The 20,525-nt window shown below is 38.6% G+C and carries 24 protein-coding genes; 15 read left to right on the plus strand and 9 right to left on the minus strand.

What is annotated here, in order from left to right; genetic code table 11:
• Nucleotides 1-52: 52 nt before the first annotated feature.
• Nucleotides 53-1,375 carry a CmpA/NrtA family ABC transporter substrate-binding protein gene (locus QUE03_RS12565; RefSeq protein WP_434020191.1) on the minus strand — a complete coding sequence of 441 codons (1,323 nt, stop codon included), beginning with the start codon at nucleotides 1,373-1,375 and terminating at the stop codon, nucleotides 53-55.
• A 442-nt stretch (nucleotides 1,376-1,817) separates the two neighbouring features.
• Entirely contained in the window at nucleotides 1,818-2,471 is a 654-nt protein-coding gene (locus QUE03_RS12570) for an ANTAR domain-containing response regulator (RefSeq protein WP_286261966.1), read from the minus strand.
• A gap of 336 nt (nucleotides 2,472-2,807) precedes the next feature.
• Here QUE03_RS12570 and QUE03_RS12575 point away from each other — a divergent pair, with 336 nt between their 5' ends.
• A complete protein-coding gene (locus tag QUE03_RS12575) occupies nucleotides 2,808-3,350 on the plus strand; it encodes a DUF2780 domain-containing protein (protein WP_286261968.1) in 543 nt (180 codons plus the stop codon).
• A gap of 216 nt (nucleotides 3,351-3,566) precedes the next feature.
• Nucleotides 3,567-4,805, plus strand: a complete 1,239-nt coding sequence (locus tag QUE03_RS12580; protein WP_286261970.1) for a MalY/PatB family protein — start codon at nucleotides 3,567-3,569, stop codon at nucleotides 4,803-4,805.
• Nucleotides 4,806-4,849: 44 nt separating this feature from the next.
• Here QUE03_RS12580 and yegD read toward each other — a convergent pair whose 3' ends face one another.
• From yegD to QUE03_RS12595, 3 genes are all read right to left on the minus strand, one after another.
• Nucleotides 4,850-6,208 carry a molecular chaperone gene (gene yegD, locus QUE03_RS12585; RefSeq protein WP_286261971.1) on the minus strand — a complete coding sequence of 453 codons (1,359 nt, stop codon included), beginning with the start codon at nucleotides 6,206-6,208 and terminating at the stop codon, nucleotides 4,850-4,852.
• Nucleotides 6,209-6,408: 200 nt separating this feature from the next.
• Nucleotides 6,409-8,100, minus strand: coding sequence for a M28 family metallopeptidase (locus tag QUE03_RS12590; protein ID WP_286261973.1), 1,692 nt, complete (start codon nucleotides 8,098-8,100; stop codon nucleotides 6,409-6,411).
• Nucleotides 8,101-8,389: 289 nt separating this feature from the next.
• Nucleotides 8,390-9,127 carry a dienelactone hydrolase family protein gene (locus QUE03_RS12595; protein ID WP_286261975.1) on the minus strand — a complete coding sequence of 246 codons (738 nt, stop codon included), beginning with the start codon at nucleotides 9,125-9,127 and terminating at the stop codon, nucleotides 8,390-8,392.
• 302 nt (nucleotides 9,128-9,429) lie between these two features.
• Here QUE03_RS12595 and QUE03_RS12600 point away from each other — a divergent pair, with 302 nt between their 5' ends.
• Nucleotides 9,430-10,641, plus strand: a complete 1,212-nt coding sequence (locus QUE03_RS12600) for an immunoglobulin-like domain-containing protein (protein WP_286261976.1) — start codon at nucleotides 9,430-9,432, stop codon at nucleotides 10,639-10,641.
• Between the two features lie 78 nt (nucleotides 10,642-10,719).
• Here the strand turns inward: QUE03_RS12600 and QUE03_RS12605 are convergent, their stop codons facing one another.
• From QUE03_RS12605 to QUE03_RS12620, 4 genes are all read right to left on the minus strand, one after another.
• A complete protein-coding gene (locus tag QUE03_RS12605; protein ID WP_286261978.1) occupies nucleotides 10,720-10,983 on the minus strand; it encodes a DUF2999 family protein in 264 nt (87 codons plus the stop codon).
• Nucleotides 10,984-11,094: 111 nt separating this feature from the next.
• Complete coding sequence (locus QUE03_RS12610) at nucleotides 11,095-11,577, minus strand: GNAT family N-acetyltransferase (protein WP_286261979.1); 483 nt, start codon at nucleotides 11,575-11,577, stop codon at nucleotides 11,095-11,097.
• Nucleotides 11,578-12,783 carry a DEAD/DEAH box helicase gene (locus QUE03_RS12615; protein ID WP_286261982.1) on the minus strand — a complete coding sequence of 402 codons (1,206 nt, stop codon included), beginning with the start codon at nucleotides 12,781-12,783 and terminating at the stop codon, nucleotides 11,578-11,580.
• Nucleotides 12,784-12,931: 148 nt separating this feature from the next.
• Nucleotides 12,932-13,051, minus strand: coding sequence for a phage integrase N-terminal SAM-like domain-containing protein (locus QUE03_RS12620; RefSeq protein ID WP_286261984.1), 120 nt, complete (start codon nucleotides 13,049-13,051; stop codon nucleotides 12,932-12,934).
• A gap of 239 nt (nucleotides 13,052-13,290) precedes the next feature.
• On the opposite strand from QUE03_RS12620, the gene QUE03_RS12625 reads away from it, so the two are divergent.
• The 12 genes from QUE03_RS12625 (at nucleotide 13,291) to QUE03_RS12680 (ending at nucleotide 20,477) form a co-directional block, all read left to right on the plus strand.
• Nucleotides 13,291-13,689, plus strand: coding sequence for a DUF6508 domain-containing protein (locus tag QUE03_RS12625; RefSeq protein WP_286261985.1), 399 nt, complete (start codon nucleotides 13,291-13,293; stop codon nucleotides 13,687-13,689).
• Nucleotides 13,690-13,798: 109 nt separating this feature from the next.
• Complete coding sequence (locus QUE03_RS12630) at nucleotides 13,799-14,074, plus strand: hypothetical protein (protein WP_286261987.1); 276 nt, start codon at nucleotides 13,799-13,801, stop codon at nucleotides 14,072-14,074.
• A gap of 117 nt (nucleotides 14,075-14,191) precedes the next feature.
• A complete protein-coding gene (locus tag QUE03_RS12635; RefSeq protein WP_286261989.1) occupies nucleotides 14,192-14,551 on the plus strand; it encodes a hypothetical protein in 360 nt (119 codons plus the stop codon).
• A 108-nt stretch (nucleotides 14,552-14,659) separates the two neighbouring features.
• Entirely contained in the window at nucleotides 14,660-14,947 is a 288-nt protein-coding gene (locus QUE03_RS12640; protein ID WP_286261991.1) for a hypothetical protein, read from the plus strand.
• A 400-nt stretch (nucleotides 14,948-15,347) separates the two neighbouring features.
• Entirely contained in the window at nucleotides 15,348-16,097 is a 750-nt protein-coding gene (locus QUE03_RS12645) for a hypothetical protein (protein WP_286261992.1), read from the plus strand.
• A gap of 129 nt (nucleotides 16,098-16,226) precedes the next feature.
• Nucleotides 16,227-16,589: a hypothetical protein gene (locus tag QUE03_RS12650; protein WP_286261993.1), complete on the plus strand. Its 363-nt coding sequence runs from the start codon at nucleotides 16,227-16,229 to the stop codon at nucleotides 16,587-16,589.
• 129 nt (nucleotides 16,590-16,718) lie between these two features.
• Nucleotides 16,719-17,246, plus strand: a complete 528-nt coding sequence (locus tag QUE03_RS12655) for a hypothetical protein (RefSeq protein WP_286261994.1) — start codon at nucleotides 16,719-16,721, stop codon at nucleotides 17,244-17,246.
• A 131-nt stretch (nucleotides 17,247-17,377) separates the two neighbouring features.
• Nucleotides 17,378-17,668 carry a hypothetical protein gene (locus QUE03_RS12660; RefSeq protein ID WP_286261996.1) on the plus strand — a complete coding sequence of 97 codons (291 nt, stop codon included), beginning with the start codon at nucleotides 17,378-17,380 and terminating at the stop codon, nucleotides 17,666-17,668.
• Between the two features lie 184 nt (nucleotides 17,669-17,852).
• Entirely contained in the window at nucleotides 17,853-18,371 is a 519-nt protein-coding gene (locus QUE03_RS12665) for a hypothetical protein (protein WP_286261998.1), read from the plus strand.
• Between the two features lie 131 nt (nucleotides 18,372-18,502).
• Nucleotides 18,503-18,979: a hypothetical protein gene (locus QUE03_RS12670; protein ID WP_286262000.1), complete on the plus strand. Its 477-nt coding sequence runs from the start codon at nucleotides 18,503-18,505 to the stop codon at nucleotides 18,977-18,979.
• A gap of 119 nt (nucleotides 18,980-19,098) precedes the next feature.
• Complete coding sequence (locus QUE03_RS12675) at nucleotides 19,099-19,365, plus strand: hypothetical protein (RefSeq protein WP_286262001.1); 267 nt, start codon at nucleotides 19,099-19,101, stop codon at nucleotides 19,363-19,365.
• A gap of 419 nt (nucleotides 19,366-19,784) precedes the next feature.
• Nucleotides 19,785-20,477 carry a hypothetical protein gene (locus QUE03_RS12680; RefSeq protein ID WP_286262003.1) on the plus strand — a complete coding sequence of 231 codons (693 nt, stop codon included), beginning with the start codon at nucleotides 19,785-19,787 and terminating at the stop codon, nucleotides 20,475-20,477.
• Nucleotides 20,478-20,525: the final 48 nt, after the last annotated feature.

The following is a 20,525-nucleotide window of genomic DNA, read 5'->3' on the forward strand; positions in this document are numbered from 1 at the left end:
TTGTTGAACCCATGTCACACTCCTTCTAGCAAAATTGCTTGGTAAAAAGCTATTACAACTTTTCACCTTTTTTTAACCCTATCGCGAACTTCTCTAAATAGGCGTTGGGTTTACTGCCATCGTAAATAATGTCGTCAATAAAATGTTGCTGTGGCTGTTTAAAACCTGTTTCTGTAGCAAAGTTTGGAAATTGACTTGCAGGGATCAGTTCATCCGCTATAAGTGACTTAGCCGCTAGCTCGTAAATATCAGGACGATAGACTTTGGCAGCCAATTCTCTATACCATTGGTCACTTTTATCCTCTGAGATTTGTCCCCAACGACGCATTTGCGTTAAGTACCAGATAGCATCTGAGTAATAAGGATAAGTCGCGTTATATCTGAAAAACACATTGAAGTCAGGCACGGGGCGTTTGTCCCCTTTCTCGTATTCAAACGTACCTGTCATTGAGTTTGCAATCACGTCATAATCAGCGCCTACGTAATTAGATTGAGATAGAATTTTTACCGCCGCCGGGCGGTTAGCATTATTGTTATCATCTAACCATTTAGCTGCTCGAATAAGGGCGCGCGTTAAACGAATAGTGGTATTTGGGTATTTCTCAGCAAATTCAGCCGTGATACCAAAAACCTTCTCAGGGTTGTTTTTCCATATTTCATAATCAGTGACAACGGGCACACCAATATTTTTAAATACGGCTTGTTGGTTCCATGGCTCACCAACACAGTAGCCATGAATAGTGCCTGCTTCCATGGTAGAGGGCATTTGTGGAGGCGGCGTCACCGACAATAATGCGTCCGCATCAATCTGCCCTGACGTATCACCTTTATGAGGCGCGTAGTAACCTGGGTGTATACCGCCTGCCGCTAACCAATAACGCAGTTCATAGTTATGAGTAGAAACAGGAAAAACCATGCCCATTTTGAACGATTTTCCCTCGTCATTAAGCTGTTCAATCACTGGCTTTAAGCTGTCTGACTTAATGGGATGAACCGGTCTGCCGTCAGCCATTTTAGGGATGTTGGGCTTCATTTTCTGCCAAACTGCATTGGATACCGTTATGCCATTACCGTTCAAGTCCATTGAAAATGGTGTGATAATGTGTGCTTTAGTGCCGTACCCCATAGTGGCAGCAATGGGTTGACCAGCTAACATGTGCGCGCCGTCTAAACTGCCGTCAATAACGCCATTTAAAAGCACCTTCCAATTTGCTTGCGCTTCAATGGTGACGTATAAGCCTTCATCTTCGAAGTAGCCATTTTCATATGCAATCGCAATGGGCGCCATATCAGTCAGTTTAATAAAACCAAACTTCAGCTCTTCCTTTTCTGGCTCTCCCAGTTCAATGGCTTTCGATGTGTTTGTTAAGGACATCAGCACAGCAACACTTAGCAATACCAACTTTAATGTGTCCGTCATTGTTTTTTTCCAACTCATTAGTTATTCCTTCAAATTGAAATAGTAAAAATTTTTCAAAAAAAAACGCTCATCAACCCATGATCAACATAGTCATGGGTTGATCATGGGTTGATGAGCGCCATTGCTCTTTTAGCTCAAGACATTTGCCTCGCGCTTCTGTATAGCGTCGTTGCTAACAGGTTTAATTTTTCGAACTTATCGCCATTGATAAATTCAAGATCCAATATAAAACTTCGTGGTGACCTTTACTTAGCCACAACCGTTAAGCATTACTTAAATACTATTTAGCAATTTATTTGCCAACATTAAACTTCTTAAATTTATTGGCTTAAGACAGCCCTGCAAGTACGGGCGAATAGAATAATTGCACCAAGAAAATGAAATGCACCATATAAGCTCATACTTTTGAAGTTGAAAGTAATTCGCAAACATCAATAATGTTTTTTGCCACCATCGCGATAGGCGAGCCTTGGTCCATCGCCATTTTCCGTAATGTACTATAGGCTTCATTTTCGCTAACTTGCTTTTGCTGCATAATATACCCTTTGGCTCGCTCAATAAGTTTTCGGCTTTCCAGTTGTGTTTTTGTTTGTTTTAATTCATTTCGTAATGCTTGTACTTCTTTAAATCGTTCATTAGCTACTGAAATAATGCTTTTTATCCGTTGAGGTAATATTTCATGAACAACATAAGCACTCACCCCTGCTTTTATCGCACTTTGTATTACATTGGGCGAATCATTTTCAGCAAAAATAATAATAGGTAATGGTAGCAATTGACTGACTTCACTTAGCTCTTTAAGCATTCGTTGGCTAGGTAAATCTGCCGCTAGAATTAGTACATTAGGATTACATAGCTCTAATTGCGTAATAATGCTGTCATCAAAGGTCAGGTGCTTTGTGACATGATAGTTAAAATCAACAAGCGCTTTCTTTAAAGCTGAACATCTAGTGCTTTGTTCTTCAATTAATAAAACTGAAATAATTTGCTCGTCCTTCATACTGGGTAACTGGCTTGGTATATTTCCGCTCATTCCATCTGTAACTCTCATCGTTTTACCCCAAATCAACTGACATCAAGTGTCTTACTTAGGGCCAAACACGCAAAATACACACCAAAGAATATATCCATTAAATATCAATAGGTTGAAGTAAGAATCTAAAATTAGAGTTTTCTTGTTGCACCATTTAAAATGCCTTTATTGCACACGAGCACTAAATCGATACATCAAGCGAGGTATTTAGTTACACATCGATGAGCTAATAAAAATTGAGACGGGGTTGATTAGTATTTCACTGAATCCATCAATGCGCTTAGTTAAATACTTACTTTATTGTTACACTTACCTATTAAGACAGTTCGCATCACAAGATAAAAGAAGAAAGCTATGAAAAAAAATATCATGTTAACCAGCGCATTATTAATCGCCCTTTCTACGCCGGTCATGTCACAATCTTTTGACTTAAATAAGTCATTATCAAAAGCAAAAGATGCCGTAAAAAGTAACACGCAAAGTGTAGATGGATTAACATCACAATTGTCTGCAACTAATTTGTTATCTATGGCATCAAACACCTTAGGTTTATCGCCAGAGACAACCGAAGCAGGAATAGGTGCATTACTCAATGCAGCAAAAAGTAATCTTAGCAAAGACAACTTTTCCATGATAAGCGGTGTGTTACCTGACTCAGATAAATTCATGAGCGCAGCACCTAAAATGGACACTTCTGCACTGACCTCTATGTTAGGTAAGTCAGATGATAAAGCCAAAGCAACAGCAAGTTTAGGCTACATTGACAGTGCCTTTAAACAACTAGGTATTCCGAAAGAAACCATCATGCCTTTAACGAATATGCTAACAGGTTACATGGAGCAAAATGGCTACGGGCAAGCAGCTGGATTATTAAAACAAGGGTTGAGTTTTCTCTAGCCTAAAATTCACGTTTAACACAAACAACTAATCGCCTCTATTTTGAGGCGTTTTTATTTCCCTGCACTACAATTGCCACCAGCCATATAATTCGACAAAAGACGAAATATATGTTGACAGCGATTTGATGATTCTTTATATTTCCATAATTCTAGAATTGTGGTTTTGACTCTGCAGTTTTGTAATATATTTAGTTAGTTATTATTGGAGAGTTTCATGGCTTTATTTAACAGTGCATCAAAAAATAGCGAACATACCTTTGTTAAGCATAATCCTGACATGCTCAACAATTTCTACGGTACCACTGATGTGTTCCCGTACTGGGTTGCTGATATGGACTTTGAAGTGGCAGCGCCTATAAGCCAAGAGTTAGCTCGTTTAGTTAAACGTGGTGTATATTCTTATGAATTCAATGAAAGCGCTGTTTATAAATCAATCTCATCATGGTATGCCAAGCGACATGATATAACACTATCTGAGCAAAATTTTGTCCAGGTTCCCGGCGTGTTATCAGGGATCGCGCTATTGTTGCGTCAAATGACAAAAGAAGGTGACAGAGTACTTATTCACACGCCAGCTTACCATCAATTCGCTAACCTCATAAACAAGGCTAACCGAACAGTAGTGACTAGCGACTTAATCGCAGATGAAACCAAATACAGGATCGATTTTGATCATCTAGAGCAGCAAATTAAACAGCAAAATGTAAAAGTGCTGATTTTTTGCAACCCACACAATCCAACCGGTCGTGTGTGGAGCAAAAAAGAATTGGAGATGGTTGTTACCATATCAAAGCGTCACAACGTCACCATCATCAGCGATGAAATTCATGCTGATATCATTTATGACAATAGCACTTTTACAAGCCTGACAAATTTTGATTATGACAACATCGTCACGCTAATTGGCTCTCCCGCCAAAACCTTTGGTATGCACAGTATCTCAAATGGCTATATATATACCAACAACGGTACAATGTTAGCCCAGATAAAAAGTCAGGTTTCGGCAATGTACCTCGACCATGGTAATGCGTTTAGTACGTTTTCGACTATTGCTGCTTATAACAAAGGTGAACAATGGCTTGAGGATATGTTGAGCTACCTACAAGGAACAGTTGACTGGATTGAACATTTCATTGCAACGCGAATCCCTGAGATCAAAATGTATCGACCAGAAGGCACTTACCAAATATGGTTTGATTTTTCAGGCTTGTCGTTATCCGACGAACAGTTAAAAACATTGATATTTAATGAGGCTAAAATGGGATTAACGCCAGGTACTTGGTTCGGCGTTGACGAAAGCCACTTCATGAGAATGAACATTGCCACCTCAAGAGACAGTATTGAGACTTCATTTGAGCTTTTGGCCAACGCAGTTAGCGCCTATCACAACGGCTCAATTACTCTAATGCCTCCCTGTCAGGGCAAGCAATCGTCTTCAAATTGTTGCGATTGATAAAAGGATATTAATCACCTTCAAACGCAGTCGCGTGTTTGGCACTATGCAAACACGCGCTCTGCCCAACGCGCTAACCCAACGGTTACACTGCCAAAATGATCGCCGACAATTAATGGCGTATTTGGCATTTTGTTAGTCAAGAATTGGCTCAATACTGGGGACTTGGCCGTACCACCAGTAACAAAAATCACATCGGGTGTGACACCTGCTTGAGCAACCGCATCGTCCATCATCTGCCCTATCTTATCTAGCTGGCTTACACTCGCCTCGCGCATCAGTTCACGAGATACATCCGTGTTTAGCTGAGCGGCGATATCCGATAAGTCAATGTTTTGGTTTTCATTATCCGTTAACCCAATTTTTGCTTGCTCTGCGCCGTTAACTAATCGGTAACTGAGTTTGTTATCATGTACTTTGATCAGTCGAGAAAACTCATCCGCCTCCACTGCATCTTGTTTAAGCTGCATTAGATAACGACGATTACGCTCACTGTAAAATTCAGTTTGCTCATTAACGTTGTTGATCGCAACCGCTTGTCTGTAACTTGCAACAGGCATAGGTTTACCGGCTTTTAAGTAACTATTCATGCCTAAGCTTGGCATAATGCCCCTTAGTGCAAGTTGAATGTCAAAATCATTACCACCAACACGAATACCACTGTGAGAAAGTAAATGCGGCTCTCTTGATGTGCTTTTTATGAATTCAGGCCCCATCAATAACATTGAACAATCTGTGGTTCCCCCACCGATATCAACAACTAACACTTTAGTTTCTTTAGTAAGTGATGCTTCATATTCAAAGCCTGCTGCCACTGGCTCATATTGAAACTCAACATCTTTAAAGCCAACACGTTTGGCCGCGTTAGTTAATACGTTAATTGCTTGCCTGTTACTTTCTTCCCCTTTTAATCCTTGGAAGTTAATTGGACGACCGATCACCGCTTTAGTGATATCGCGCTGTAACGACTGCTCTGCTAAAGATTTAATGTTAGACATCATCGCACCAACGATATCTTCAAACAGGTTAATTTGCACAGGCATTAATCCACTCGCGCCAAGAAAGGATTTAGGCGATTTTATGTAGTAACCTTCTTCTGGCTCTTCTAAATACCGCGCTAATGCTGCTTTACCAAAGAATAGATCGGGTGATATACCGTCTAGGGCCAAATCACGAAGGACTGCTTGGGATTTTTGAAGCTGCTGTGCACGCTGTAGTTTGAAGCTAGCCTGCTCTGCAGACGTTAACTGTTGATAGAGCCAATTCACAATAATATCTCGACTTGGCGCGTACAAGGTAGACGGGATAAATTGGCCATGTTCGCCCAAAGACAATAACTTCGGTTGACCATTATCCATTGTTGCCACTGCACAATTTGACGTGCCGTAATCAAAACCAATCATCTTCTATATACCTCTACCAAGTCAAAACGGCCGCGTAGAATACATATGCACCTAAAAGATCGCAAGTGACTTTCAATCGATAAGGTTAAAAAGTTTAGTGTGCTTAATTCCCCATAAGAAACAATAAAGCCCTCAAATTGAGGGCTTTAGTTATACCTGAGCTGAACAATCACAGGTAACTTCATCAGTGCGGAGCGATGTCACTCTTTTCTCGACTTATCTCGCGCGGCTTTAAACTCGGTGCCTTGATGCCAGTTTGGCCACTGGCCAGCGTTAACAACATCTAAGCCGGTTAAAAAGTACAATTGCAAATCTTCAATTGCGCCGTCCATCACCCAGTTCTCGTTGTATTCATCACTAGGCCCATGATAATGATTCGACAAATACTCGTTTGCTTTTTCTTCAACGTAAGCAACACCTTTTTCAATATGCGCTGAGCCAGAATTAGGGTAAAGCATTGGAACACCCAATTTCGCTAGCTCAAAATGATCTGAACGATAAAAATAACCTTTTTCGGCTTCAGAGTCCGATGTTAATGTTCGGCCTTGTTCTTTAGCCCTTTTTTCTAGAAAGCTTTCTAGCTCGCTCATGCCAAGTCCAATGACTGTGACATCTTTAGTGCGGCCAAAGTTATTTAAACCGTCCATATTCAAACCACCAATGGTATTAGCTAACGGCACTAACGGGCTCGCCGCATAATACGCTGAGCCCAATAAGCCCTGCTCTTCAGCGGTAACCGCTAAAAACATAACAGAACGCTTAGGTTTTTCGCTGAGTGCGGTATAAGCTCTGGCAAGTTCAACCAGACCAGCTGTGCCGGTTGCGTTGTCTAACGCGCCGTTGTATATGCCATCACCTTCGACTGTAGGGTCAGTACCAATATGATCCCAATGTGCCATGTAAATGAAAACATCATCAGGTGATTCGCTGCCTTTTATCATAGCGGCAACATTGCGCGAATTAACATGGTTTATTTTAGTTTCAATACTCGCACTCACTGTGCCCGCTAACGGTACCGCTTTAAAGCCTTGTGTTTGTGCCGCAGTGTATTGCTCGTCTAAGTTAAGGCCAGCTCGTTCAAATAGCCCAACCGCTTGCTCTTTCGTTATCCAACCTTCAACAGCCGCCAAGTTTTCACCTTTGTCAGCTCGCACCATGTCAAACTGTGGGCCAGTCCAGCTGGCACTTACCGTAGCCCAGCCATAAGCTGCTGGTTTGGTGTCGTGAATAATAATGGCACCGGCAGCACCTTGTTTTGATGCCTCATCAAACTTGTAATCCCAACGACCGTAGTAAGTCATCGCGTTACCGTTAAATAAGCTATCATCTTGTGTTGCATAACCTGGATCATTAACCAGCATGACTACGGTTTTGCCCTTTACATCAATATCTTGATAGTCATTCCAGCCACGTTCAGGCGCATTAATACCGTAGCCAACAAACACCAGCTCACTGTTGTTAATAGCAGAAGATGATATTTGCTTGCGTGACCAAATCACTTGCTCCGTACCATACGCTAACACTATTTGTTCACCGTTATTATCGGTAAACGTTAAATGAGGCGAATTCGTCACTTCTACTGACGTTAGTGGTACTGACTGGGTATAGCTATTGCCATTGGCCGGCGCTAAACCTAACGCCTTAAATTCATTCACTAAAAAGTTTACGGTAAGCTCTTCACCTTTTGTACCAGGCGCACGACCACCAAACTCATCGGAAGCGAGCAATTTAACATTAGCGGTATAGCTTGTTTTTGAAATTGCGTTTTTGGCCTTTTGCGGTGATGCTGCCGGCTCAGCTGCGCTTGATACTTCAGTTTTCGTAGGCTCAGGTGCAGGATTACACGCCATTAATAAAGTGAAAGGAATAAGGGTAACCAAGGACTTTTTCATATGTAGTACCTTTTCTCTGAAGAGAAATTATCGTTTTTGTATGATGTTTTGATAACCGTTAGAAACACTATGCACATAAGTGAATAGCCAACTAATATCTTGTTTTACTTTGCATCCTAGCAACTAAAGCTAGCAGCACACTATCACAATGTGAATGGATGTACACCCAACATTCTTGCATGACAACTAACTTTAAAATAAAAAAAAGGAACCTCTATCTAGGTTCCTTTTGAGTCTAGTTATCACCTGAAATTATGATAACAATAAGGTTTAAACAAATGCTAAAGACTTAGAGCTGACTATTAAACCACTGCGCAATTACCTTAGCTAAACTCTTATCTTTGTCTAGCAACGGATAACCATGACCACCACTTTTATAGGCAATAAACTTGCTATCGGCATGTTTCGCCGATGCAAACAATGTTTGAGCACTCGTATAAGTGCCGCCGTCATCTGCCGCCGCAATAATCAAGGTCGCTTTATCCGCTAAACCTTCAACATAACGATTAATGTTCTTTTCACGCTGGCCCGATGAAAAGAAACTGATCGCTTTAATATCGTTGTTTTCTGCCAGCGTAATCGCTTGAGAGCCGCCACAGCTTGCACCAACAACGCCTATAATCGCGTTATCACCCGCTTTGTTCTTTAAGTAGTCGTATGCTTGTTGAACATCACTTGGCCATGATTTAGACATAGCACCCCAGGCTTTTCGTCGCTGGTCATCAGGGAGTTTTTGTAGTTTCTCAACATCATATTCAGCAGAAACGCTTTCACCAAACCCTTTAAAATCTAGACTTAATGCATGAATGTTTTTCTTTGCCAATTTCTTACCTATATTGTCATACATGCTTCGGTTGTAATTGCATTGATGTAACATCAATACCGCGCGGTTACTGGCAGCTTTACTTTGAAAATAGTCTGCTTTTAGATCAAAGCCTTCGGCTGTGCTAAGGGTAACAGGCGCAGCTTGAGCTGCTAAAGAAATAGTAAACGCAGCAAATGCGACAGATTTAGTTATTAAATTCATAAAGTACCCGTTCTTGTCTAATATTGGTATTGATTCATTTTTAAACTACATAATTCAACAAACAATAAGAAGTTAAAATCGTTAAAGCGCAGAATTTGTATGCTGAAACAATTTAAATATGTCTAATTGTTTCTAATCATTTAGCACTGATTTTACAGGCTTTATTTATCCTACTTTCATTCGTTTTCATTCAAAAACCACTTATCACAAAATTCCTACCGTTTATCACTACTCAATGGTATTTAAATGTTGTTTTAGCTCTATTAAGGACTGATGTTAAAAAATTGTAGTAGAAAATAATAATGATAAATAAATATATAACCTCTCATCAAAGACAGGTTTTCCTCTCAAGTGTTCTGCTTGTTTCAACAACCACTTTCGGCCTATCAGGCTGTAACACTGAAGGAGTAGCAGAAGGTTTAGTGCCTGTTCAAGCAGCACAAAATCCGGCTGATTTATGGTGGAATGTCCCTGCCCCTGATCTCACGCATGACGAAGAAAAGCCGTTAATTACCTTAAAAGGCGAAAACACAATGTTACTGGCAGTGGGCGAAGCATATGAAGAGCCCGGAGCAACTGCAAGCGACACAGTAGATGGCGATTTATCTGACAGTGTTAGCATTACCCACTCAGTAGATGTCAGCCAACCAGGTGATTATTTAGTGAGATACCAACTTACCGACAGTGATGGTAATAACGCGGTTGAACTTAATCGTTTGGTTAGGGTTTACGATGCTGAGCCAACGGCCATTACCCAGCGTTTTATTGGAGATACACAAGCTAACTTTGGTTATTTAGAACACTTACCCATCGATTACGGTGTTGACCCAGAGAAGAAATTTCCACTGATAATTTACCATCATGGTAATGGTGCTAATGCAGAAAGATCAGGTACAGATCCTAAAGTTGCACTTGGTAAGTTACTCGAAAACGGTGGGCCACCAACACAAATTCATCAAGGTACTTGGGACAACGAACTCCCCTTTATCGTGTTAACGCCCCAAGCTGGTAGGATTGAGTTTTCCAGTGACATGTACAGAATTAATAAGTTTGTTGAATACGCAAAACACACCTACAACGTCGACACCAGCAAAGTATACATGGCAGGTTGGAGCCAAGGGGCTTTCTTGTCTTTTGAATATGCAACAACCTTTCCAGAAAACGTAGCAGCCGTTGTTGGCGTGTCAGGCGGAAACCCATACGGTGATTTACTGCCATATTTTTTCTGTGACATTGAAACCGTGCCACTGTGGTTATTCCACGGCGATCAAGATGAAGTAGTTCCATCTGCTGCCAGTATCACAGGACAAGGTAAAATAATGGATGAGTGTCAACCCACTACTATACCTAAGTTGTCAGTGGCTATTGGTGCGAGTCATACCTTACACGACAGTATTTTTGACTTATCCGGTTTGGCTGGTGCTGAAAATGGCCATGAATACGATGCAAGGTTTGATGAATACGATCAGAGCATATACCAATGGTTATTAAGCTATGAGATAGCTGCCGAATAACACTCGTTACTTTCCCGTCATAAAAAAGGGGCGAAGATATTAAGTATCTTCGCCCCTTTATCATTTTTTTTGCAACATTTACTTTTGCGACGCTTCTTGAACGGCTGCTTTTGCTGCTTCAACTTTCGAAAAATCTAAACCTAGTTCATCAACTGCTTCTTTAATCAGTTGTGGGTTTTGCATCACTGCAAACATCACTGGTTGCAGCTTTTCTTGTGGAATACCTAACGCTTGAATAGTGGCCATGGCCATCAATGGGTTGTCTGTTAACGCTTGGAAAACGTCTTTCGTTTGAGCATCAGTGACATTGTGCTCTTTTAATACAGCTAAAATAGGGTTCATTACGATACCTTGGTAATTCAAAAAAAGGATTAACACCTGATGAGTGCATATTTTACTTATTCATGTGCGTTGTTCAATCGCTACATTGAACATAATACGTTTTTGCACACTTTATTGCTCTGCAAAATCAATAAGCGTCTGTCCTGTCATGCGGTAACTCACCCACTCTTCTTGCGCTCTGGCACCAATGGCATGATAGAAATCGCGTGATGGCGTATTCCAATCCAAGCAGCTCCATTCGAAACGACCACAGCCTTTATCTAACGCTATTTTAGCAAGGGCTTTTAGCAACTTAACACCCGCGCCTTTACCACGAAAACTTGGGTCAACGTATAAATCTTCCAAATAGAGCCCTGGCTTTGCAAGCCACGTAGAATAGTTATAAAAGTAAATCGCACTGCCCACCGCTTGACCGTCTATTTCACAAATAAGACCGTATACGTGACTGTTTTCGCTAAACATACTGGCTTTAATTGAATCTTCTGTTGCAAGCACTTCATGCTCTGCTTTTTCATAAATGGCCAAGTCCATAATAAATTTAAGTAACACGTTAGCGTCTTCTGCTACGGCTGGGCGGATAACTATTTCACTCATTTAACTGTCCTTGCGCTGATTTTTTGGTACGTAGTTTAAAATTGAGACTGGTACGACTTTCTTAACGGGAAACTCTTCAAATGCTTTACGCTCTATAACATGACCCAACTTACTTTCAATGGCGCATAAGTTTCTAAAGTTATCTTTCGAGACAAAAGACACCGCTGCACCGCTCTTACCTGCACGTCCTGTTCTACCGATACGGTGAATGTAATCATCTGGCTGATCTGGTAAGTCATAATTAACCACTCGAGAAAGCTCACCGATATCAATACCGCGCGCTGCAACCCCCGTTGATACAAGAAAATTGATTTTACCTGACTTAAAGTCCGCAAGAATTTGCTCACGCACCGCTTGTGTACGACCGCTATGAATACATTCGGCTTTGATATCACGTTTTTCCAATTGACTCACCAGCTTAGCGGCGCCATGCTTGGTTTCTATAAAAATAAGGGCTTGATCCCACTGCTGTTCTTTTATCAAATAACTTAATAAGGCTGACTTATTGGTTTTATCAACAGTCACTAACCATTGTGCAATTTTGGGCTTTGATGCACTGTCAGCTTTTATTGATATTTCAACAGGCTTGTTAATGGTGCGCCTAGCCAATAATCGCACATCCTCAGAAATAGTGGCAGAGAACAATAAGTTTTGCCTTTGCTCTGGCAAGCGTTCAATGATTTTATTAATGTCATCAATAAAGCCCATGTCTAGCATACGGTCGGCTTCATCAAGCACTAGCATTTCAAGTTCATCAAAATGTAAAGCCCGCTGATGTGCCATATCTAGTAAACGCCCTGGCGTTGCCACTAAAATATCTACCCCCCAAATCAATGCTTGTTTTTGAGCATGGCTGTCAACACCGCCGTACATCGCCATTGAGCTAAGTTCTAAATGTTCACCATAGGCTTTAATGCTTTTTTCAACTTGCACTGCAAGCTCACGGGTTGGCGTTAAAATTAGCGCTCGAATGCGTTTGCCGCGCAATTTTCGCTCTTTACCCGTATGGTGCGGGCTTAACATTTGCAGTATCGGCAACACAAAACTTGCTGTTTTCCCTGTGCCAGTTTGCGCCGCCGCAATAATGTCTTTACCTGATAAAACAATTGGAATGGCTTTGTCTTGAATGGCAGTAGGTTTTTCATAACCTAAATTAGAAAGTGCGTTGGTTAATGGTTCACACAAACCCAGAGAGGAAAATGGCATGTCAGAAAGAGCCTCAGATGTCGCAGATATAACGAGTTAGTACTATACCGCGTTCGATGAAAACAAAGGATTGAATTATAGCAGTAAAGCGGAGCGCACATAAAACATTAGATGACTTGATGTGATAACGGCATATCTATTTAACGAGCTAATTATTATAGATATTAATAAAACCTTTTATCCAGTAGATATACGTTTCTATAGTACGTTTTGCATACCGACGTGCTCGCATTTGCTCAGCGACAAATCGTAAATAAGGTGAATTCATTTTTTCTCCTCACAAAAAGCACTGTATATAAACACAGTTTTACACAAATCCTTCTTTCCGCGGTGAAAGCGCGCAAATTGCGCGCTTTCACTCATCGAACCAGTTTGAAAAACAATTCAACTGTCTGACTAGTAAAGAAAAGCTGATTAAGCTAAATTATTAAGTAATTAATAAATCAAGGAAGATAAATTGTAGAAAGCGCGCAATTTGCCTTCTAATAAGCTGTTATGTTTTTCTCTATGACCGAGCTATATTCACAAATTGTAGAAATCGAAAGATTATTAAATGAGACACAAGAAGACTGTGTGGAAATTCCGTGGGAGAAACATCACCCTGATTATCCAAAGTCTTTGTTTAATTTAATGAGATACATTGCCAAATCAAATTGGATTTATGGTGACTATAAAAAGCATGAACTTAATGTTGTATTGGAAAGCATTAATAGTGCAAGTCTGGAACAAATTCAATGTGCTATTACTCGTTTAAATCGAAGTGAAAAATGGTGTACAGGATCTTGGATTCAAGTAATGAAAGACGGTACATTGATGCCGTTAATCAACCGTGGAAAAGAATTAACAGCTCCTAATAAGTCTTTTATTTCTAAACTAATAACCAAGATTGGTAGTATAAAAACATAACAAGAATTTAAAGCGGGACTGCTGACAGTTTGCTCAGTTTCGCTACGCTACACAATTTTAGCAAACTATTATCAGCCCCTTAAATGGGCGTTATGTACCAAGGAACTAGATGGGCTGGATAATTATAATTGGGGGATATTATTCTCTAGTTTTAATAGGTGTGTTGGTTGGTTTAATCTATCCAATTTACTATTTATATTTTGGTCAACTGGCTAGAGATGGAAAAATTGATCAAACTTTAAAGCAACCAGTGACGCTATTAATGTTTTCTTTGGTAAGCTCTTTTCGTTTTGGTGTTTATAGTTTTTTACTTTTAACAGCATTAGCTTTTATTGCTGGGATATTATTCTCTATTTGGGCAGTAGTCAGTGGTATTGGTACATAACAAGCAATTCAAGCGGGACTTTTTACAGTTTGCCTGGTTTCGCTTCGCTTCACATTTTGGCAAACTATAAAAAGCCCCTTAATTGGGCGTTATGTGTAAACGGATATTGTCGAGTATATGGATATTTTCAAAGGTATAAATTTCAATGACTCTTTTGTTCTTGGTTGGAGTTCAAATGAAACAGTAATCACATTCAAAATTGAGGCTAGTATCTGGCCTGAATCACCGCATTATCTAAAACCAAAAGCTGATGAATATACCTGTTACCGTAAATGCGAAATCCAATTTACTGGTTTTACCTCGCATTCAGGACTCATCGAACAAAGCAGTATCAAACCGACCAAAGATATAAATGGTACATTTGATTATGGCAATATAGATTCGCTACTTAAAACAAATCAAGGCTTTAAGGTTGTTGGTGAGTTTGGTAACGTAGAAATTATAAATGGTAAAGTTCAGTTAAAACTTTACACATAACAAGTCATTAAAGCAGGAAAATTTACAGTTGGCTGTTTTCACTGCGTTCAACATTATAGCCAACTATAAATTTCCTCTTAATGAGGCGTTATGTAACTAGGGAAAGTGATGCAACCTGAGAGTCAATCTTCAGAATTACGCCAATTGATTAAAGATGCTCGTTGGGCTATTTGGCTCTTTATCATTGTTAATTTCTTCGTATTAGTTTTCTTCTTCCTTGACGGCATATTTAACGAATTCGTATTTGTCTTATTGTTCATTCAATCAGCTCTACTTGTATTTTGGCTATTACCTGTATTCTGCTATCAAGTTTTTATAAAAAAGTTGCGTGTTAAATTAGCAATGTATAAAGCACTAGCATCGTACAAAGAAGCAATAGGTTACGTTTCGTGGTAGCGTTACATAACAAGCTAATTAATAAGGACAAAAAACAGTTTGCTGTTTTCGTTCCTCAACATTTTAGCAAACAATTTTTTGCCCATTATTAGGGCGTTAGCAGTCTTTATCTTTAAGTGTAAAAACATGGATTAGTTTTTAACGAATAAAATGGATTTTCATATCATGCAATTCCTCGTTCAAATCAATCTTTTTACATTTATCTTAAGTCGCCCTATTCTTAGCGCTTATTTTTAATTAAGGTAAAGTCATTAAATTAATCAGTAGCTTATAAATAGTTTAAGCGGTAAACCGCTCAAGTTTATTTGTAAACTGCTAACAAGGCATTCAATCGGACAATTTACAGTTGGCTTTTGTTCGTGCCTCACATATTTTAGCCAACTATAAATAGCCGCTTAATGTGGCGTTATGTGCCGAGGAAGGTTTAGTGTTCTGCAAAGGTTGCGGTGAAAACAAAAAACTAATAAAAGCCCACATAATTCCTAAATCCTTTTATATGGATTTGCGGGCGAACGCTAATCATCTAAACATCGTTCCAAGCAATGTTGGAGAGCGACAAAGTCGTTCCAATATAGGTGATTACGATACAAATATACTTTGTAAAGATTGTGACACCATCATGGAAAAATATGATGATTATGGAAAAAAGTTACTCCTTGATCAAAGAGACAGCTTTATTGAACATGAAAGAAATGGCCAACTTCTAGGATGGGAAGTACACAACTTTGATTATCTTAAATTAAAACTATTTTTCTTAAGTATACTTTGGCGAGCGTCCATTTCTTCTAGGCCATTTTTCAGGCGAGTTTCACTAGCTCAATACGAAGACAAGCTTAAAGAACTAATATGGAATGAACAGGATGACGATAATCATACTTTTGGGTGTGTAGTTGCTAAGTTCCTACCTGCAAATATTGAAGGAGTAGAAAAGTCTATATTAGATCCTGACAAAACGACTCTTGAAGGACGCAACTATTATAGGTTTTATTTTGGTGGTTATAACATATGGATTCGCGTTGATGAACGTGGAGTGCCTGCTCAGTTTAAGCATGCTGAGATTAAGAATGGTGGAAGCCTTAAAGTTGTGCCTAGAGATTTTCAAGAATCTAAAGAGTTTAAAATGCTAGAAAAATCTGTAAAAAGTAGATAGTGGCACATAACAAGCCATTACAGTAACGGGACTGCTAACAGCTTGCTCGGTTCCGCTTCGCTACACATTTTAGCAAGCAATTATCAGCCCCTGAATGGGGCGTTATACGTACAGGCAACTATGGTATTCGTGAGTCTTTCAGTTCAAAGCATTAAACAATCTAAAGATTTCTTCGTGGGAACTTTAGGCTTGTTTAAATTAGGCGACTCTAACAGACTAATTTGTGATTCGGGTGTAAATCTAATTATTGATTTATACCAAATAAATACTGATGAACATCGAGTTGTTTTTGAACAAGCTGACCATGTTATTTCAGATTTATCGATAAGCCATGATCATGATAGCGCAAGATTATTATTAAGTGATAAACTAGCCGCTAACTTATTTGATTTTGATTTACAAAACTGTATTGCTGGGAGTTTTCTGCGGTTAAAAGACCCTAGCGGTAATAAAATAACTATTCACCATCAAAAGAGTAACGGAATAAAGTAGCGTTAAAAGTACGTATAACAAGCACTTCAAACGGAACAAAAACAGTTGGTTAAGTTCCGCTTCGCTACACATTATAACCAACTATTTTTGTCCGCTTAAGTGGGCGTTATATACCCAAATGGAGTCTTGGTGAATTCTGATACAAATCTCAACTACCTTAATATTAAGTTTATTGGCTACTTTAGTTTTATCGTTGCTTATTACTACTTAATCAATTTTATAGTTTTTGATGTTTATTCGTTAAATGAGGGGCAATACACGACAGTCATTGGTCTAAACATGGGATTGTGTATTTTGTTTTCCATCGCTTCTAACCAACAAAAAGCGAGCTTCCAAGATACCTTTGTAGAGCCTGTAAATGAAAAACGGGCAAAACACGTTTCATTTTTATTTATCAGTGCTTGGGTAATGTTTTATGAAGAAGTGGTGCTTCAAATTCACTTTAGTAAGTTTACTGGTTTTGCTTTATTAGTCATGTACCCAAGCATTAGTTATTTTCTTTCTAAAGATCAAACTGTAGATACACTTGATGACGGAAAATCATTTTTTGAAAATAACCCTAAAAGTGCCAACTTACATGCGGTAATATGGGTACTCATTGGTTTGTGTTCTATTAGTTTAATACTCTTTGGTGAGTGGGTGTCACCACTGCGTTAATGGGTATATAACAAGCTAATAAACAAGGACAAAAAACAGTTTGCTGTTTTCGTTCCTCAACATTTTAGCAAACAATTTTTTGCCCATTATTAGGGCGTTATGCGTATAGGCAAACTTCGAGCTTTGAGTAAATGACAAAATTTGATGTGCTGATTAAAGTTTACGGTGAATTGATTATTGAGTTTCAATCTATCGAAGGTGATTTAATCTCTCAACTTGTAGCTAGTTGGGAGACTTCGTTGAAGCAAATAGATGACTTTATAAACACTCAAAAGGTTAAAAAATCACAAATAGTATCGGGTTTAGAGCAAGGTTTACGTGAGATCCCCGATATTCTTAGTGACTTACCTAGCCCTATCAAAGAAGAAGCTCTTAAAAAGTTTAATAGTGTTGTAGTTGTTAGTATTCCTAACTTCCGGTGATATACGCATAACAAGTCGCTCAACAGGACAAATAACAGTTGGTTTTTGCTCCTGCGTCGCTTATTTTAACCAACAATTATTTGCCCATTAGCGGGGCGTTATGTTTTTGGAGAATTGGTGACTTCTACTAGTTTTGACATAGGTTTAATTAAACTTTTGGTTGTAAAAAGTGGTTTATGACATATTGACTCTAAAAGAAGAGCCTTTGTTTTCTTGGCCCCTTCTTTATATTTTTGTGTTTTATATTGGTTTTTTATTTTCAAAAGATAAGAAAAAACCACATACAGTTTTAGTTCCTACGTTTTGTGCACTATTTGTAGTCTTATTCGTATGGAGTACTAACCATAGCAACAAGGAGCTTAGGGCTTTAAAAGATACTTTTTCTCAAGGAGAATATGAAACGATAATTGGAAAAGTAACTTTTGAAAGCTTTGTTAAACATAAAGGTGATGGAATTGATCGTTTTACTATCGGCTCAAGAAAAATAATAAGGGATAACCCCACCAAGAAGTATTTTAAGAAAGGTTGTTGGACTGGTTCAGTAATGAAACAAGGTCAATTATTGAACGGAGTTGTCAAAATCGATTATATAGCTTTTGACAACTCTGTTAGTAGCACAAAAAGAGCTACTAATAAGAAATTTGATCAGCTTTGTATTCTAAAAATAGAGAGAATAGGTAACAACCCTGAATTGCGGACTTAGTGAAAACTACAAAACATAACAAGCCATTACAGTAACGGGACTGCTAACAGCTTGCTCGGTTCCGCTTCGCTTCACAATTTTAGCAAGCTATTATCAGCCCCTGAATGGGGCGTTAGGTGAATAGACTAAGTATGCAAGTATCAATTAATCCTAAAACACCGAAAAAGGTTAATTCCAATATAAAAGCTTTACTTTCTGAGCTAGGAATAGCTAATTCAAAGCCTGAATACTTGCGTTTTATTAATCGCTCAAGCGAATATCGTAACGCATATTGTTTTAATAACTGTGAAGATGAAAAAAATAAAACTGGGTGCCAAGTTGTCTATGGTTGGACTCTCTGGGAAGATAGAAAAAAAGGCTTTTTTGAGGCCGAATTTCATTCAGTAATCAAAGAAAACGGTGTTTTAATTGATATTACTCCTAGGCACAGAAATGAAGATAAAATACTTTTTGTACCAGACACAACTAAAAGTTCAGGACGGAAAACAGAAAATATTTGGTATTCTTGGTCAAACTTAAAAATGGTTAATGATCGTGTGGTGGAACCATCAGAAGAGCTTGAAGTAGTTGAGTTAGACAACGATTATAGTGAAGTTCGGTACGTATAATTCACCTAACAAGAAAATAAAGCGGGACTGCTAACAGTTTGCTCGGTTTCGCTTCGCTTCACATTTTAGCAAACTATTAATCAGCCCCTTATTTGGGCGTTAGGTGAAAAGGAGTTTCGATGCCAAATCATTATTCAATAAAACTTGAGTCAGGTAACTATAACTTAAGTGGTACTGATTTAGATTTCAGAATCTCTTTAGCTTTAGAGTCAGCCAAACTACCGAAAGATTTAAAGTATGCGGCCAAAGACTTCATCAAAGATAAGTGGAATGAGATTGTTGATAACTTAGATAACCTATCAAATATTGATGTTCCACCCGAATTGTTAGAGTATACAAACGAACTCGTTGAAATTATTCAGAATGTATTGGGTAATTTCACCTAACAAGGCATTCAAACGGACTTAAAACAGTTGGCTGTTTTCACTCCGTTCAACATTTTAGCCAACAATTTTAAGCCGCTTAATGTGGCGTTAGCAGTCTTTATCTTTAAGTGTAAAAACATGGATTAGTTTTTAACGAATAAAATGGATTTTCATATCATGCAATTCCTCGTTCAAATCAATCTTTTTACATTTATCTTAAGTTGCCCTATTCTTAGCGCTTCTTTTTAATTAAGGTAAAGTCATTAAATTAATCAGTAGCTTATAAATAGTTTAAGCGGTAAACCGCTCAAGTTTATTTGTAAACTGCTAACAAGGCATTCAATCGGACAATTTACAGTTGGCTTTTGTTCGTGCCTCACATATTTTAGCCAACTATAAATAGCCGCTTAATGTGGCGTTAGAAATACCAAGGAGTTTCAATGGATACCGTAATTAAGGAAGATTTATCAGGCATTAAAGAAGACGCTGGATTTAAGTTCTTTTTCAAAAACTTCCATCTACTTTTTTTCAAACCTAGTCTGTTTTTTAAAGATCTGGATTTACTTAATGTCCCTCTATTAGTTCATGCATCACTATGGTTAATCGGTATCTCAAATGCAGTTGATAGAATAGATCAAAAGTTAATGAAATCAGATCTTGGAACAGCAACTAACTCTAATCAGATAATGCTAGATGCAATCTCAGGAGGTTGGCTTGTATTTTTCCTTATAATCGCAGGAATAGGAGCTTTCGGTGCCTTTTTTGTTTGGCTGATTGGTGGTTGGTTTTATAATTTAAGGCTTTCTTGGAGCGGTGCAGGGGAATTCGATAAAGTGAATGGAAGGCTTATTTACGTATTTTCAAGTTTAATAGCAGTCATTCCGCATATAGCAATTTTACTAGTTAGTGTGTTTTTATATCAAGACTATATAGCTACCTTTAAAGCAGATGAATATTGGTCTTCTATAATAATTATTTTTCCATTCTGGGCAGTCTTTGTAAGCTACAAAGGAATATTAGCTAACTTTACTGTAGTAAAGTGGAAAGCTCTAATTTGGTTTGTGGTTTTACCGATAGTGTTTTATTCCTTAGCATTTGGAGTTGTTGTTTGGGCATACTCTAACCTAGCATAAAGGTATTTCTAACAAGTCGTTAAAGCAGGACAAATAACAGTTGGCTTT

Source organism: Thalassotalea atypica, from assembly GCF_030295975.1.
GTDB classification, from domain to species: domain Bacteria; phylum Pseudomonadota; class Gammaproteobacteria; order Enterobacterales; family Alteromonadaceae; genus Thalassotalea_F; species Thalassotalea_F atypica.